This is a genomic window from Paraurantiacibacter namhicola (assembly GCF_001687545.1).
GTDB lineage: Bacteria > Pseudomonadota > Alphaproteobacteria > Sphingomonadales > Sphingomonadaceae > Paraurantiacibacter > Paraurantiacibacter namhicola.
The window spans coordinates 778893-793845 of the sequence record NZ_CP016545.1 but is presented as its reverse complement, the minus strand read 5'-3'; the positions used below and the strand labels follow the sequence as shown (position 1 = coordinate 793845).

Annotated in this window: 14 protein-coding genes; 8 read left to right on the top strand and 6 right to left on the bottom strand. The window is 64.4% G+C overall.

Going from position 1 to position 14953, the window contains the following annotated elements; all coding sequences use genetic code 11:
* Nucleotides 1-97 precede the first annotated feature (97 nt).
* Complete coding sequence (locus A6F65_RS13020) at nt 98-247, top strand: hypothetical protein (protein ID WP_169816994.1); 150 nt, start codon at nt 98-100, stop codon at nt 245-247.
* Between the two features lie 83 nt (nt 248-330).
* Here the strand turns inward: A6F65_RS13020 and A6F65_RS03795 are convergent, their stop codons facing one another.
* Nucleotides 331-1845 (bottom strand): alanine/glycine:cation symporter family protein, encoded by a 1515-nt coding sequence (locus A6F65_RS03795; RefSeq protein WP_418303121.1) that lies wholly within the window; start codon nt 1843-1845, stop codon nt 331-333.
* Nucleotides 1846-2133: 288 nt separating this feature from the next.
* Here A6F65_RS03795 and secE point away from each other — a divergent pair, with 288 nt between their 5' ends.
* Entirely contained in the window at nt 2134-2367 is a 234-nt protein-coding gene (gene secE, locus A6F65_RS03790; protein ID WP_067789938.1) for a preprotein translocase subunit SecE, read from the top strand.
* Between the two features lie 50 nt (nt 2368-2417).
* Nucleotides 2418-2954, top strand: a complete 537-nt coding sequence (gene nusG, locus A6F65_RS03785) for a transcription termination/antitermination protein NusG (protein ID WP_067786127.1) — start codon at nt 2418-2420, stop codon at nt 2952-2954.
* A gap of 63 nt (nt 2955-3017) precedes the next feature.
* On the opposite strand, the gene A6F65_RS03780 is transcribed toward nusG, so the two are convergent.
* Nucleotides 3018-4133, bottom strand: coding sequence for a transporter family protein (locus A6F65_RS03780; protein ID WP_067786125.1), 1116 nt, complete (start codon nt 4131-4133; stop codon nt 3018-3020).
* Between the two features lie 66 nt (nt 4134-4199).
* Nucleotides 4200-4823 (bottom strand): hypothetical protein, encoded by a 624-nt coding sequence (locus A6F65_RS03775; RefSeq protein ID WP_169816993.1) that lies wholly within the window; start codon nt 4821-4823, stop codon nt 4200-4202.
* Between the two features lie 74 nt (nt 4824-4897).
* On the opposite strand from A6F65_RS03775, the gene rplK reads away from it, so the two are divergent.
* Together rplK and rplA are read left to right on the top strand one after the other, a co-directional pair.
* The gene (gene rplK, locus A6F65_RS03770) at nt 4898-5329 is read left to right on the top strand and encodes a 50S ribosomal protein L11 (RefSeq protein WP_067786122.1); all 432 of its coding nucleotides are present in this window, start codon (nt 4898-4900) and stop codon (nt 5327-5329) included.
* A gap of 2 nt (nt 5330-5331) precedes the next feature.
* Complete coding sequence (rplA, locus tag A6F65_RS03765) at nt 5332-6030, top strand: 50S ribosomal protein L1 (protein ID WP_067786121.1); 699 nt, start codon at nt 5332-5334, stop codon at nt 6028-6030.
* Nucleotides 6031-6193: 163 nt separating this feature from the next.
* On the opposite strand, the gene A6F65_RS03760 is transcribed toward rplA, so the two are convergent.
* From A6F65_RS03760 to A6F65_RS03750, 3 genes are read right to left on the bottom strand one after another with little or no spacing between them, the layout of a single operon-like run.
* On the bottom strand, nt 6194-9226 hold the full coding sequence (locus tag A6F65_RS03760; RefSeq protein WP_067786120.1) for a DUF2339 domain-containing protein: 3033 nt from the start codon (nt 9224-9226) through the stop codon (nt 6194-6196).
* Between the two features lie 59 nt (nt 9227-9285).
* Nucleotides 9286-10017 (bottom strand): competence/damage-inducible protein A, encoded by a 732-nt coding sequence (locus tag A6F65_RS03755; protein WP_205631912.1) that lies wholly within the window; start codon nt 10015-10017, stop codon nt 9286-9288.
* Between the two features lie 26 nt (nt 10018-10043).
* Entirely contained in the window at nt 10044-11522 is a 1479-nt protein-coding gene (locus A6F65_RS03750) for a flavin-containing monooxygenase (RefSeq protein WP_257784262.1), read from the bottom strand.
* A 187-nt stretch (nt 11523-11709) separates the two neighbouring features.
* Between A6F65_RS03750 and A6F65_RS03745 the strand changes: the two genes are divergently transcribed.
* The 3 genes from A6F65_RS03745 to A6F65_RS13105 are packed head-to-tail and all read left to right on the top strand — an operon-like array spanning nt 11710 to nt 14878.
* Nucleotides 11710-13338, top strand: a complete 1629-nt coding sequence (locus tag A6F65_RS03745; RefSeq protein WP_067786117.1) for a Tad domain-containing protein — start codon at nt 11710-11712, stop codon at nt 13336-13338.
* Complete coding sequence (locus tag A6F65_RS03740) at nt 13338-13985, top strand: TadE/TadG family type IV pilus assembly protein (protein ID WP_083989191.1); 648 nt, start codon at nt 13338-13340, stop codon at nt 13983-13985. The genes A6F65_RS03745 and A6F65_RS03740 overlap by 1 nt, the downstream gene beginning before the upstream one ends.
* A complete protein-coding gene (locus A6F65_RS13105; protein WP_067786116.1) occupies nt 13982-14878 on the top strand; it encodes a TadE/TadG family type IV pilus assembly protein in 897 nt (298 codons plus the stop codon). The genes A6F65_RS03740 and A6F65_RS13105 overlap by 4 nt, the downstream gene beginning before the upstream one ends.
* Nucleotides 14879-14953: the final 75 nt, after the last annotated feature.

The following is a 14953-nucleotide window of genomic DNA, read 5'->3' as shown; positions in this document are numbered from 1 at the left end:
ACAGGGCGGGAACAGCTACGGGAACCCTATCCGCGGCATAGGTGTTTATTCTGACAGACGGGACGAAGTTTCGACCCTTGTTCGAAGGAGAAAAGCAGTGTCCAGCATGAGTTTCCGCAGCAGCAAGCCCGACGGATGGACCATGCCGCGCCCGCATTCCGATGCATCGCAGCGCTACATGAAATACGGCAAGATCCAGCCGATGGAAGAGCCCGGCTTCCTGGCCCGCCTGTTCGGCCGCGCCTGAACCAGCACACAGAAACCCGAAGAAAAAGGGGCCGCGTACCAGATGGTGCGCGGCCCCTTTTCGTTTCGGTGAGACCGCCGGGGTCAGTATTCGTTCGGCTCCTCCGGCGTGTCTGCCAAATGGTCCGGTCCGGCAGTCTTGTCGCCCTTGGCCAGCTTGAACACCACGCCGCTGAGCAATGCCAGCGCCAGCAGGTTGGGCAGCGCCATCGCCGCATTGGAGATGTCGCCCATGCGCCACACCAGCGTCAGGTCCAGCGTGGAGCCGAGGTAGATCACCACGCACCACAGCACGCGCCAGATCATGTGCAGCACCTTCTCACCGCCGCGGGTGGAACCCGGGATGCGGTCATAGATGAAGGTGATCGCACGTTCGCCGTAATAACTCCACGTCAGCAGCGTGGTGAAGACGAACAGGATCAGCGCGACACTTGCGATCAGCGTGCCCAGCGGGACGCCGATGATCTCGAACGGGAAGGCCGCAGCGAAGGCGCCGCTCGTCATCGCGAAGCCTTCCAGGTCGGAATTCCACGCATGTGCCACGCTTTCACCGCCGGCGGTGAAGTCACCCTGCACGGTCAGCATGACCAGCGCTGTCATGGTGCAGATCACGATCGTGTCGATGAAGGTGCCCAGCATTGCCATGCGGCCCTGCTGCTGCGGATCGTTGGTCTGCGCAACGGCGTGGGCGATAGGGGTGGAACCCTGCCCGGCCTCGTTCGAGAACAGGCCGCGGGCCACACCGGCACGGATGGCCAGCATGATTGCCGCCCCGGCAAAGCCGCCGGTGGCCGCCTGCGGGTTGAAGGCACCGTTGAAGATCAGGCCGAAGGTCGCCGGCAGATCCCCGAAGTTCAGGATCAGGGCGATCACGGCCATCACGATATAGGCGGCGGCCATGAACGGGATGATCTTTTCCGCCACATTGCCGATCGACTTGATGCCGCCGATAATGACGATGAACACCAGGATCGCAGTCACTGCACCGCCGATCCATTCCTCGATCCCGAACAGCTCGCTCATGCCGTCGGCAATGGCGTTCGCCTGGATGGAATTGCCGGTAACCAGCGCGGAAAACAGCGTGCCGAGGCAGAAGACGATGGCGAGCCAGGTCCATTTCTTGCCCAGGCCCATCATGATGTACGTCATCGGGCCGCCGCGATAGACGCCGTCCGATGTCTTCTCGCGGTAACGAATGGCCAGCGAGCCTTCGGCAAAGGCCAGCGCCATGCCGACCAGCGCGGTGACCCACATCCAGAAGATCGCGCCCGGTCCGCCCAGCGCGATGGCTGTCGCCACGCCCGCAAGGTTACCCGTGCCGACCTGACCGGAAAGCGCGGTGGAAAGCGCCGCGAAAGGCGAAATCTCGCCGTCGCCATCGCTCTTGCGCCCGGCAAACAGGCCCTTGAACGCGCTGCCCAGCTTGACGATGGGATAGAAGCGCAGGCCGATCATGATCCACATGCCGATGCCCAGCAGCACCAGCGTCATGGGCGGAATCGGTTGCCCGCCGATGGAGAGCCACGGCAGCGCCTCCCCGTTCCACGTCCCGCCCCAGATGAAGTCCGAAATATTGGTGACGCGATCGATCAGCGTCATTTCCTCAGCAGCCACAGGCTGTTCCCCTCAGATACGTCCCGTAAAGTGCGGCACGCTAAAGCCAGCGGCGCGGAACGCAAAGCCCTATTTACCCCCACCCGCTGCGCTCCTACTGCGCGCCCAGTCTCACCCTTGCGCCCTGCCCTGCGCGGCGCTACATAGCGCACCGCTTCCAGCACATCGGAGCCCTACCCTGCCCCTCCCGGACTTGTCCGGGGCGGCGCGGAGGCCTACCTGATGGTCACGCCGGAAGCGGCACACATTACGCAAGGCGAGCGACGAGCGATCATGGCCGAAGAAAAGCAGGCGGCAACCCCCGCCCCCAAGCAGAAGACCAGCCCCGGCGAATTCATTCGCCAGGTGCGCGCCGAAGGCAGCAAGGTCGTCTGGCCCACGCGGCAAGAAACCATCACCACGTCCATCTTCGTGGCGATCATGGTGCTGATCCTGTCGCTGTTCTTCCTCGGCATCGATTCCCTGTTCGGCGCCGTCGTCAAATGGCTGCTGACGCTGGCCCAATAGGCCCGCCCCGCACGCCGCATATCCCGACTTTAGCGAAAGACTGATTCCCCATGGCCCGCTGGTACATCATCCACGCCTATTCCGGTTTCGAGAACAAGGTGCGCGATTCGATCCTGTCCGAAGCCGAACGGCTCGGCCTGTCCGACGGTGTGGAGGAAGTGGAAGTTCCCACCGAAACCGTGACCGAGATCAAGCGCGGCAAGAAGGTGCAGTCCGAACGCAAGTTCATGCCAGGCTACGTGCTGGCCAAGCTGAACCTGACCGACGACGTGTACCACCTCGTCAAGAACACGCCGAAGGTCACCGGCTTCCTGGGCAGCGGCAACAAGCCGCAGCCGATCAGTGAGAAAGAGGCCGCACGCTATTTCGGCGGCGTGGAAGAAGCCAAGGCCGCGCCCAAGAAGGACATCCACGTCGATTACGAGATCGGCGACCAGGTCAAGGTGCTGGAAGGCCCCTTCGCCAGCTTCAACGGCGAAGTGGAAGAGCTCGATTTCGACAAGGCGAAGGTCAAGGTCTCCGTCTCCATCTTCGGCCGCGCCACGCCGGTGGAACTGGATTTCGACCAGGTCGAACTGGTCAAGTAAGCCGCAGCTTCAAGAAAACCGAAAAGGGCCCGCCGGAGACGATCCGCGCGGGCCCTTTTCTTTTCAGCGGAACGCCTTGGTCAGCGACAGCGCCATCCGCCATTGGTCAGGCGCCTGGATGCCGTTCAAATCCTGGTAGAGCGGGACGCCCGCTTCCAGCCCGATCTGTGGCCGGTCCGGACCGCCAAACGGCAGTGCATAATTGATGCCGATGTCGGCGTAGATTCGCTCTCCGCCGTAATTTGCCTGCCTATCTGCCGGGGCCGAATGGTTATGCGGGCCATTGTAATGGCCAGTAACCGGCCCTTCGCTTTCGAAGCTCAGCCGCCCCGTCAGGCTGACGTCGCGCGCCGCGCGCCAGCTCGCCCAGCCGCGCAGGGCAAAACGGTCACCAAAGGCGAAGCCGCTGGCATTCTCCTCCTCGAGCCGCCAGCGATAGCTTGCCTGCAGCCCCCACCCCATCTCGCCGGACTGGCCAGAGACGGTCAGCGACGGCTCAAGGTCCCATGAACCGCTGCCGGGCTGCATGCCGTAGTGAACGAAGGTGCCGTCATGGTTCTGCAAGTCAACGCGGCCCGTCGGTACCCAGACACCCAGGGTGGCATGCGCCTTCAGCGCAGGAGAATGAGCCAAGCGATAGCTTGCGGACACGAGCGTATCGGAGAACCCTTCGGCGGCATGCGTCATTGTCTCGCCGAACGCGGGCGAGTGACCATGATGACCGGCCATTCCGCCATGCATGCCTCCCCCATGCATCCCGCCGCCCGTATTCGCCGGGTCGATCCCCAGCATGGTCATTTCGTGCCGCATCCAGTGCGGCATGACCATCAGCGTCAGTCTGTCATCGGGGGCATACATCAGGTCCAGCATGACCATTTCCATGGTCATCGAACTGGTGCGCGATGCGTATCCGGCAGCCAGGATCTCGGCGTCGGAGATCTCCTTCGTGCCGCGCACATTGGTGCCGCCCGAGCGGGTGCGGGCATAGCGCAGGCCAATCATGACCTCGCCCCCGTCATGCGTGTGTTCATTCATCAGCCCGGCGGCCGGGTGAAGGCTGACCGGCGTGACGACGATCTCGTCACCTTCGATGGTTACGGCTTCGTCCTGCGCGATCGCAGGTTGCGAGCAAAGGGTAATGGCGAGCAGCGCGCTGCCCGCACGAAATGCGGTAGTCATGGGAAATTCCCGTCCTGATATGAGGTTCGTGCGTCCGAAACGGCCCGCGCGAATTCGCAGGCCGTGTCAGGCGCGGGCAGGCGGGGCGCGGCCCGGCGGTCTCAGGCGCAGCGCGATACGCGGTGCCTCGGCTGCCTGCCATGATGCCAGCGCAACTGCCGCTGGCTGCGGAAGATCGCTAAGTTCGGGCGGAGCGGCCGCAAGCGCCTGGGCCCCGGCCACAGCAAATGCGCACAGACCGTCCATCACCTGCGGGGCTGCGGGATGGAGCGGCTGGTCGGGCCCGTCATGCTCCGCTATCGGGGCATGGCCCATCGCCCCATGATCCATGGCCCCGTGATCCATGTCTGTGTGCGCGCCCTGATTGGAAGCGCGGTCGGGTACGGGGCCTGCCTGCGGTGAGCAGATCCGCAGCTGCAACACGCCGTGCTCCGTCACGTCCAGCATCCAGCCTGCAGGAACCAGCGCACGCATGGCCAGCGCAGCCAGAAGCAGCGGCAGGATGGCAGGCCATGACCGGAAGCGATGCATCGCCGCGCCGCATAGCCGGGCCAGCCTTTCGTGCAACAGCCATGCGGTGAAGTGCAGGCCGGACCGGCACGCCCGGCACGCTTGCATTCCCGCGCATCCGCCGCTATCCGCGCGCCTTCCCAGCGACAGTTCGGGAATCACCTGCGGGAGGTGTGCCATCCGGCCCACCGCCTGACCGCTTAACATGAACCCTCGCCGCAGCGCGCGGGTGACAGTGTGAAAAGGAGGCCACCATGGCCAAGAAGATCGAAGGTTACATCAACCTTCAGGTGCCTGCGGGCGCCGCTAACCCCTCCCCGCCGATCGGCCCTGCCCTGGGCCAGCGCGGCGTGAACATCATGGAATTCTGCAAGGCGTTCAATGCCGCCACGCAGGACATGGAAAAGAACGCCCCGATCCCGACCAAGATCACGGTCTATGCGGATCGCAGCTTCACCTTCGTGACCAAGAGCCCGCCCGCGAGCTTCCTCATCAAGAAGGCCATGAAGATCAAGTCGGGCTCCAAGGAGCCGGGCAAGGACATCATCGGTTCGATCAAGACCAGCCAGCTGGCTGAAATTGCCGAAATGAAGATGAAGGACCTGAACGCCAACGACATCGACCAGGCTGTCAAGATCATCGGCGGTTCCGCCCGTTCGATGGGCATCGAAGTGGTGGAGGGCTGATCATGGCTACGCAGACGAAGAAGCAGAACGTGCTGGCCGAGAAGGTCGACAGCGAAAAGCTGTACGGCGTGACCGAAGCGCTCTCCATCCTAAAGGAACTGGGCAGCAAGAAGTTCGACGAGACCGTCGAAGTTGCCATGAACCTGGGCGTCGATCCGCGCCATGCGGACCAGATGGTTCGCGGCATGGTCTCGCTGCCGGGTGGCACGGGCAAGGACATCAAGGTCGCCGTGTTCGCCAAGGGCGACAATGCCGACAAGGCGCTGGCCGCCGGTGCCGACAAGGTCGGCGCGGAAGACCTGATGGAAGACATGCAGGCAGGCAACCTCGATTATGACCGCGTGATCGCCACGCCGGACATGATGGGCGTCGTCGGCCGTCTTGGTAAGGTGCTGGGCCCCAAGGGCCTGATGCCGAACCCCAAGCTGGGCACCGTCACCCCGAACGTGGAACAGGCCGTGAAGGACGCCAAGGGAGGCCAGGTCGAGTTCCGCGTCGAGAAGATGGGCATCATCCACTCCGGCATCGGCAAGCTGAGCTTCGACGACGCCAAGCTGGAAGAGAACTTCAAGGCCTTCACCAGCGCGATCGTGAAAGCGAAGCCGACCGGCGCGAAGGGCAAGTACGTCAAGAAGGTGACTGTCACCTCCACGATGGGCCCGGGCCTGAAGATCGACATCGCCGAGATCGAAGGGGCTTAATTCGGCAGGCCTCAGGCGCCGGCGGGCCCGTGCGGGCCCTTAGGCTTTCGCGCTAACCGCGCGGCGGCCGGTCGGCCTGGCGATCCCTGCGGGATCGGACTGAGACTTTCCTACAGCCTTACGAACGGAAAAGGGGCCGGGGGTGCGAACCTCCGGCCCTTTTCTATGTGGCGGTGTTGTCCGCATCGGGCGTGCGGGATTTCAGCTGACGGGAATAGACCCAGCCTATGCCGATCAGGCTGAATCCCAGCGCAAGGAAGCTGGCAATGCGAAGCAGGCCTTCCAGCCCGGCGGCATCCACCAGGAACACCTTGGCCACTGCCAGCAGCATCAGCACCAGCGAACCGATGCGCCAGCTGCGCTGGTCCGTCCGCGAGCCCCAGGCGAGGAAGCCGAGCGCCAGCACGATACCCAGCAGCGACCGCAGCAGGTCCTCCGTCTGGCCCATCGGCTGCGCGGTCAGGATGCTGCCCGAAAAGGCATGCCGCAGCTCCGACAGGGCATAAGCGCAGATCAGCACCATCGCCGCGACCCGGCGTGCGAGCGCCACGCGGCGATCCTCCCCGCCGTCCTTCCCCGCGGCAAGGAAATGCACGCCAAGCCCGGCGATACCGTAGGATACGAGCAGCAGGTTAAGCACGGGCAGCGCGCCCGTCGCCTGCGCGTCCCACAGCGGATTGTGCAGCACCATGGAGAACCACGCGAAATGCGCCATGCCCGCCGCTGCAAGGCCGTATCCCGCCCATCGCAGCCCATCCGCCTTGCCCAGGCGCGCCGACACTAGCCGCGCCAGCCCCAGACCGCCGATGACCAGCAGCGCCTGCCATGCTGTGCGCTCCGCCAGCCCGTATTGCACGAATTGCTCCAGCGTTCCGATCGCGAAGAGTTGCTTGAACAGCACATGCGCGGCGATAATGACCGCCGCCGCCGCAAATGCGATCGACCAGATTGCCCGCCGCTTGCCAGCCTGCCGCGCGGCGACAAAAGCGCCCGCCGCAGCAAAGGGCAGGAGGCGTTGGAGCGTGTCCGTCAGCGCGGGCAGGTCCGTCACGAACATGGCCATGCCCAGAGCCGCCTCGCCCCCGGTGCCAAGCCAGGTGAAGATAGGGCCCACCGTCCAGAGCCCGGCAATGGCCATCGCGCCAAGCCACAGGCCCCGCCGCCCGGCCAGCCAATGGATTGCGGCCATTGCGCCCAGCGCCGTGAGGAGCGGCAGGACCTCGGGCGGAGCGATCTGCGCGATAACGCCGTACAGGGTTGCCGCCAGGAACAGCTCTGCCGCAAAGCGCCGCTTGCCAGCGCGGTCCCACAGGGCAAGCGCGGCAAATGGCAGTGCCGTCATCATCCAACGCAGCATTGCGAGCAGCAGCGATGCTGCGCCCTCGTCCATTCCGAACCGGACCACACCGAACAGGCGTGCGGTCTCCTCCAGCCGGAAGTCCGTCCCAAGCAGCACCATTAGCCCTGCCAGCGCGGCGACCCAGCCGAAGATCGCGGCGTTTCCATCCTGCCGCCTGGCCGCGACGAGCGCCAGGCCAACGCCCACCAGTGCCGGGGCGAAGGGCTTCGCCCATTCCGGCAGCAGCAGATAGCCTGCCATGGCTGCCAGCACGCCGGTGCCGGCAATCGGCGCGTCGATGATCTTGGTGGCAGAGGTACGATCCCACATCCGCCAGGCGGCGAGAGCAGGGAAGGCTGCAAGCGCTGCCGTCATCAGGCCAAGTCTTGCATAGGGCTCGAAATCACCATCCGGCCCGAATTGCGCCCATCCCGCCATGGCCAGGAGGACTGCGCCCACGCAGAGCTGCGCGATATCGAGCTGGCGGGCACGGTCCTGCCAGATCAGCGCCAGCGGCACAGTTAGGAAGACCAGTGCGCCGCCCGCGCCCACTATCGCGAAATGGGTGGCAACCGGGTCCGGCCAGATAAGCAACAGCATCAGCGCGGTAGCGGCTGCAATGGCCGATCCTGCGCGCAGCTGCTCCAGTTTCCAGCCAAGCGCCGCAAGACCGGCAGCGAGCAGGAAATAGAGGCCCCAAGTCAGCAGGTCATAGCCGGCGGAGGCGACCAGTATGGCCAGCTGGAGAGCGCCCAACGCGGCAGTGACCAGCCGCGGCCACAGCCACTTGCCCTCGAACGGTAAGGCGGCCGGAATGATTGCGCCCAGCGCCACAATGTACAGCCCGATGGCGAGCATATCTCCGCGCATGACCGGCCCAGCGGCCAGCATGACGGCACCCCAGCCGAAGCCGGTGAAGATGGCGGCGAAGCCGAGCCAGCGCATGCCAGTCCTGCGCCCAGTCAACGCCAGCGCGGCAGTCAGCAGCGCGAGATAAAAGGCGAGGACGGGGACATTCGCATCGTCGCTCGCCACCAGCAGCGGCGTCGCGAAACCGCCTAGCAGGCCCAGGATGGCGGCAGGCAGGCCGAAGCGGAAAGTCAGCCCGACCGCTAGCCCTGTGACGAGCGCAAGCCCGGCAAAGCTCGCGGCCGGGCCAATCAGGCCATAGCGCGCGCCGGCAAGGTAAAAGGCGGCATAAAGCGTCGCGAGGCCCGCGCCCGCCAGCGCCTGCCCGACGCGCGGATCGGAGACGCGGTGCGCCATGCGGTGCGCTGCTTCCGCTGCGCCAAGCAGGCCGATCCCGAACACGAAGCTCAGCGCGACACGCACCGGCTCCGTCACCAAGCCGTTCTCGATCGAATACAGCACCAGGAATATCCCGGCGACAGCCAGCGCGATCCCGCCCGCCCAGATCGGCAGGCGACGCCCGAAGATTTCCTCGAAATCGAATTCCGGCGCTTTGTAAGCCGACCGGGGTGCCGCTTCGTCCGCCTCTTCGATGCCGGCATCAAGTTCGGTATCGAAGTCGGTGTCGAAGTCGGGTCGCGGCTGCTCGACCGGCGCGGATATGGCGCTCTCGGACGTGTCAGGGGGATCGAAAGCCGCAGGCCGCGTCAGCTGCTCCGACGGAGCAGGCGCCAGGGGCTCATCGGCAGGTAGCACGGGGTCTTCGCCTGGCCCTGGAGCGGCGTCGACCGGGTCCGCCTCGGGAGCGCGCTGCGCGCCGGAAAGAAGCATGCGGAAGCGGGCATCGCCCTGCTCCTCCAGCTTCGCGAGGCGCTCCTCCAGCTGGCGCATGCGGAGCCAAAGACCCAGCCCTGCAGCCGTCACCACGATCAGAATTAGGCCTGTCATCCGTCCCCCGCCGCCAGACTAGCGCGCGATTGCAGGGCCGCAAGGAAAACCGCTGCGCCTCAGATCCCGCCCGGGGTCACTGCGTAGCCTTCGGCTTCCAGCTGGCCGGTGAGGTCGGCGGCGCAGGCTTCCAGCGCGGTTTTCTCGGTCGAACGGATCACGAAGTTCGCCCCCACCGTGCCTTCGCGGAAAAATGGGTAGCTGCCGATCTGGCATCGTTCGTGCGCCTTTTCGCAGGCGCGCAAAATATCGGAGACTTCGCTTTCGGGGATCCAGCCGCCCAACGTCTGCGACTGGAGCGGAGCGCCGCCTTCCAGCTTACCTGTCAGCCCGTCCAGCATCTGGGCGGTGATGTGCGGGACACCGGCCATCAGGTAGATATTTTCTACCTGGATCCCTGGCGCGCCTGAGATGCGGTTCGGGATCAGTCCGGCCCCTTCCGGTGCACGCGCCATGCGCAGGCGCGCCTCGGTCAGCTCCAGCCCGCGCCCGGTGTAATAGGCTTCCAGCGTCTTGCGCGCTTCGGGGTGGATCACGACCTCGCGGCCCAGCGCTTCGGCCACCGCGTCCACCGTAATGTCGTCATGCGTGGGACCGATACCGCCGGTGGTGAAGAGGTAATCATACTGCTCTCGCAGCGCATTCACGGCCTCGACGATGCGCGCCTGCACGTCGGCCACCACGCGCACTTCGGTCAGGCGGATGCCCTGCACCTGCAGCCAGCTGGCGACCTGCGCGATGTTCTTGTCATGCGTACGGCCGGAGAGGATTTCGTCCCCGATCACCAGCATGCCCGCGGTGTAAACTTTATCCTGGCTCACGCCACTTGCTCCTGCTTTTCCGGCAGCTTTTCGAACCGCAGCGTGCCATCCGCGACGGGGCGCTGGCGCAGGTCACGCCGATCACCCAGGTAATCGTGGTTCAGCTTCCACGGCAGCTCCGGACCGCTCTTGGGCATGATGTGCTGCGCCCGGACCAGATAACCACTTTCGTAATCGAAGGGCTTGAGTGCTTCCGGCTCATCCTCTGCATGCAGCAGCGGATAGACGACCTGCGAACCGGTCTGCGCCATGTGGTTCAGCACATCCGTGATGTAACCGGCATTGTTGTCCGCGCGCAGCGTCCAGCTGGCGTTGAGGTATCCGAACACCACGGACAAGTTCGCCACGTTGGAGAACATGCAGTTGCGATAGAAGAAGTGGTCCGTCCAATCGAGCGGCACGCCATCGCGCGAAACCTTGATCTTCCCGCCGATCTGCAGCTGCAGCCCGGTGGCGGTGACCACGATATCAGCGTCCAGCCGCTCGCCCGATTGCAGCACGATGCCCCCGGCATCGAACGTATCGATATGACCGGTCTCGATCCGCGCCTTGCCCGCTTTCATTGCATCGAACAGGTCCCCATCTGGTACCAGGCACATGCGCTGCTTCCACGGGTCGTAAGGCGGCTCGAAATGCCGTTCCTCATACGCATGTTCCAGGTCGCGCCGCAGCCAGCCGCGAAGCTTGTCCGCCAGCTTGTCCGGGCTCTTGCGCGCCACCCGGAAGACGTAGCTGCGGAACAGGATATTCTTCCACCGGGTCAGCCGGTAGGCGAGCGATTCCGGCAGGGTGCGCTCCAGGAACTTGCCGATACGGTCGCGCCGCGGACCGCTTGCCATCCATGTCGGCGTGCGCTGCAGCATCGTCACGGAGGCGGCTGTTTCCGCCATGGCGGGCACGATGGTCACGGCCGTGGCGCCGGACCCGATCACGACGACTTTCTTTCCGGAATAATCCAGGTCCTGCGGCCAGAATTGAGGGTGGATGACCGTGCCGCCGAAGCTGTCGATACCCGGCAGCTTCGCATCATGCGGATTGTCGTAATCGTAATAGCCCGAGGCAAGGTAGAGCCATCGCGCGCGGTACTGGCGCGGGCCATCAGGGCCTTCGGCCTCCACAGTCCAGACAGCCTCGGCAGCGCGCCAGTCGGCAGAGATCACGCGGGTCCCGGTATGGATGTTCTGCGTGATGCCGCGCTTGTTCACCGTGTCATGCAGATATTCCAGAATCGATGGCCCATCGGCAATCGCGTCTTCGTGGAGCCAGGGTTCGAACTTGAAGCCCAGCGTATGCATGTCGGAATCCGACCGCACACCAGGATAGCGGAACAGGTCCCAAGTGCCGCCCAGATTGTCGCGCCGTTCCAGCACGACATAGCTGCGATCCGGGCATTTCATTTCCATGTGCGCGGCCATGGAGATGCCGGACAGGCCTGCCCCGACCACCAGCACGTCGATTTCGGATGTCTTGCTCACGCCGGTATCAATGGCAGCTTGCAACCCATTTCGCCAGCCCCCCGATCACGGCCACCGCTGGGGAAGGAACGGGAGGCGGCAAGGCACGCCGGGGAAACCCTTGCCGCGGCGTTAACCGCATTTCTACCATAGATCGCAACCCGCCCTCCGTAATTTCCCTGATCTAGCTTTTGGGAAGGGGTAGGCCATGCGTAACCCTGTCGAACATTCGGGATTCCTGTCGCGTCTGGCGAGCGACACGGGCGGCAACACGCTCGCGCTCGCGGCGGCGGCGATCATTCCGCTGACCATGATGGTCGGGTCCGGCCTGGACCTGTCCGTGGCCTATATGTCCCGCACAAAGCTGCAGAACGCCTGCGATGCGGGCGTGCTGGCTGCACGGCAGCACATGACCGGCACCACCTTCAACCAGTCCGTGCAGGACGAGGCGAAGCGCTTTTTCGACTTCAACTTCCCCCACACGTCCGGGGACATGCAGAACACGCAGTTCTCTGTGACGCAGAATGCACAGGACAAGGGCGAATTGCTCGGCACCGCCAGCGCGGAAGTGCCGACATCGCTGATGCGGGCCTTCGGCTTCCAGAAGCTGGACATCTCCGTCACCTGCGATGCCACCAAGGACATGGGCCATAACGACGTCGTGTTGGTGCTGGACGTGACCGGATCCATGAACTGCCCCCCGGGAACGGCGGGCGGCTGCGGCGGCGTGGAGCAGACCGGTTCGAAGATCGGCCGCCTGCGGACTGGTGCGCGCGGCCTTTACCGCGCGCTGGATGCCGATGACGGATCGAAGACGCGCTATGGCATTGTGCCCTATTCGCACACGGTCAACATCGCCAGGTCCCTGAAAAACAGGGATTTCCTGGTCGACCAGTCCTATGTCGACGGGGAATGGTCGTACCGCGAATGCGATACGGACGGCAGCACCTATTGGAATTGCGAATGGAAGACGGCCGCCCAGCGCCCCCTGACCGGCGTGGACGGCACTAAGTACCGCGACAATCGCAGCTTCACCGACAATGGCGACAAGACTGTTCACATCAGCAATTCTTACTGGAACAACGCCCACGGCTATCTTGCCGGCAACCGCCAGGGTTTCCGCACCAGCGGCATGGGCTGCATTGAGGAGCGCCCGAGCCTGGCGTCCGCCGATGCCTTCACCATCCTGACCACAATCACGCAGGCTGACGTCGATACGGCGGCCGCCAACGGCAATGACACGGCCCGGCAGTTCGGCCGGTACGATCCCTTCGTCCAGCGCGGCTTCTCGCAGGATGGCTGCCCGTCGGAATCGACCCGGCTGACGGCTTACGTCGACGAAGCTTCATTCGGCGCCGCGGTGACGACTGCCACGGCCAATGTCACGGGCGGGACCTATCACGATATCGGCATGCTGTGGGGCGCCCGCTTCGCATCGCGCACGGGCTTCTTTTCCGGCAACAATTACAATCAGGGGGACAACGTCACCGACATCGATGGCGTGCCTGTCAACACGCATATCGTTTTCATGACAGACGGTAAGCTGGACACTGGCTCCACCCTCTATTCGGCTTACGGCGTGGAGACTTACCAGGGACGCCTCGGCACATCTGGCACGCAGGATTCGCGCCATATCGACCGCTTCCACTCCGTCTGCGACGTCGCCAAGGGCATGGGCATCACCATCTGGGTGATCGCGCTGGATGTCAGCGACACCGACGATATCGAGCAGTGCGCCACCAGCGACGAGCACTTCTATACCAGCGACGGGACCGATCTAGAGCAGATCTTCACGGCCATCGGCCAGGGTATCGGCAACCTCAGGCTGACGCGGTGATGATGTTGAAGGCAAAGCTTCCTTTTCGGCGCAATATTGCCCGCCTGGCTGGCGATTGCGCCGGGGCGACGATCGTCGAGTTCGCGCTGATCGCGATGCCGCTGATGCTGATCCTGATCGGCGGGTTCGACCTTGCGCACCAGAGCTATGTCAGGTCCGTCATGCAGGGCGCGCTGACCGATGCGGCGCGGCAGGCGGCGGTGGAAAATCCCGCACTGTCGGGCACAAGCGGTACGGTGGAGGAGAGGGTCGCGAACCTTGTGAAGGGGCAGATCCTGCCCATCGCGCCCGGCGCCACGATTACCGTCACGCAGAGCAATTATTACGATTTCGCCGGCATCGGGAACCCGGAAAAGCTGGTGAAGGATGAAGACGGCGACGGCGTCTATGACGAGACGGACGGTGACTGCTTTTCCGACCTCGACGAGGACGGGGTCCATGACCAGGATACCGGGCGCACCGGCATCGGCGGCGCAAATGACGTGGTGCAGTACCAGGCGACGCTGACGATGGACCGGTTGGTGCCGCTGCATCACTTCGTCGGCGGGTCGGAGAAGTACCATCTCAAGGCCGATACTGCGATCCGCAACCAGCCCTGGGACACGCAAAAGACGCCGCCGACGGTTTGCGGGACGAAGACCCCATGAGCTTTCGCAAGCGCCTGATCGAAGACCAGCGCGGGCTGGCGATGGTGGAGTTCGCCTTTGCGGCGCCGGTGCTGCTCCTCCTGATCCTGGGCGGCCTGGAGCTGATGAATTACGTGCTGTCGCATATGCGCGTCAGCCAGATCGCCATGACCGTGGCGGACAATTCCGGCCGCGTGGTGACCGGTGTGGACGAGGCAAACATCCACGAAGTCTTCGCCGGGGCCGACGTCATCGGCAAGGACATCGATTTCAAGACGCACGGGCGCATCGTGCTCTCCTCGCTGCAACCCAATGGCAAGACGGGCAGCAATGCCGGGCAGGTGGTCAACTGGCAGCGTTGCTGGGGCGATTACGCGCATAACCCGGAATATGCCCTGCAGAACGAAGGCCGCGACGATGCGACGCTAGCTGCGGGCATGGGCCCCAACGGCAAGAAGATCCTGGCGGCGCCAGGCACGGCCGTGATGGTGGTGGAAGTGACGTATCTCTACCAGCCGCTTATCGGCAATGTCCTGAACCTGTCGCCGCAGATCCGGCACGAGGCCGCCTTCAACGTCCGCGGACGGCAGAATAACGACATCAGCAATACGCAGAGCCTGGCCGTAAACACTTGCCCGACGACGAAGGGCAACGGATCCGGGTCCGGCAGCGGCTCGGGCGGCGGTAATGGCGGCGGCTCTGGCGGCGGCACTGGCGGCGGAAACGGCGGCGGTAACGGCGGCGGAAACGGTGGCGGAAACGGCGGCGGAAACGGTGGCGGAAACGGCGGCGGTAACGGTGGCGGCAACGGCAACGGTGGCGGTAACGGTAGCGGCAACGGCAACGGCAACGGTGGCGGCAACGGTGGCGGCACCGGGAACGGGAACGGGAACGGGAACGGGAACGGGAAATAACCGCCGCGCGGGCCCGGACCGGGCACCTCTACGCCCCTATTTCTGACGCTTCTCGCCGCCTGATGTTGACCATAA

Bases quoted from the DNA above. Each gene is read 5' to 3' on its own strand.
- A6F65_RS03795 (WP_418303121.1), bottom strand. From the start codon at position 1,845: ATGACGCTGATCGATCGCGTCACCAATATTTCGGACTTCATCTGGGGC.
- secE (WP_067789938.1), top strand. From the start codon at position 2,134: ATGGCCGAAGAAAAGCAGGCGGCAACCCCCGCCCCCAAGCAGAAGACC.
- nusG (WP_067786127.1), top strand. From the start codon at position 2,418: ATGGCCCGCTGGTACATCATCCACGCCTATTCCGGTTTCGAGAACAAG.
- A6F65_RS03780 (WP_067786125.1), bottom strand. From the start codon at position 4,133: ATGACTACCGCATTTCGTGCGGGCAGCGCGCTGCTCGCCATTACCCTT.
- A6F65_RS03775 (WP_169816993.1), bottom strand. From the start codon at position 4,823: ATGGCACACCTCCCGCAGGTGATTCCCGAACTGTCGCTGGGAAGGCGC.
- rplK (WP_067786122.1), top strand. From the start codon at position 4,898: ATGGCCAAGAAGATCGAAGGTTACATCAACCTTCAGGTGCCTGCGGGC.
- rplA (WP_067786121.1), top strand. From the start codon at position 5,332: ATGGCTACGCAGACGAAGAAGCAGAACGTGCTGGCCGAGAAGGTCGAC.
- A6F65_RS03760 (WP_067786120.1), bottom strand. From the start codon at position 9,226: ATGACAGGCCTAATTCTGATCGTGGTGACGGCTGCAGGGCTGGGTCTT.
- A6F65_RS03755 (WP_205631912.1), bottom strand. From the start codon at position 10,017: ATGCTGGTGATCGGGGACGAAATCCTCTCCGGCCGTACGCATGACAAG.
- A6F65_RS03745 (WP_067786117.1), top strand. From the start codon at position 11,710: ATGCGTAACCCTGTCGAACATTCGGGATTCCTGTCGCGTCTGGCGAGC.
- A6F65_RS03740 (WP_083989191.1), top strand. From the start codon at position 13,338: ATGATGTTGAAGGCAAAGCTTCCTTTTCGGCGCAATATTGCCCGCCTG.
- A6F65_RS13105 (WP_067786116.1), top strand. From the start codon at position 13,982: ATGAGCTTTCGCAAGCGCCTGATCGAAGACCAGCGCGGGCTGGCGATG.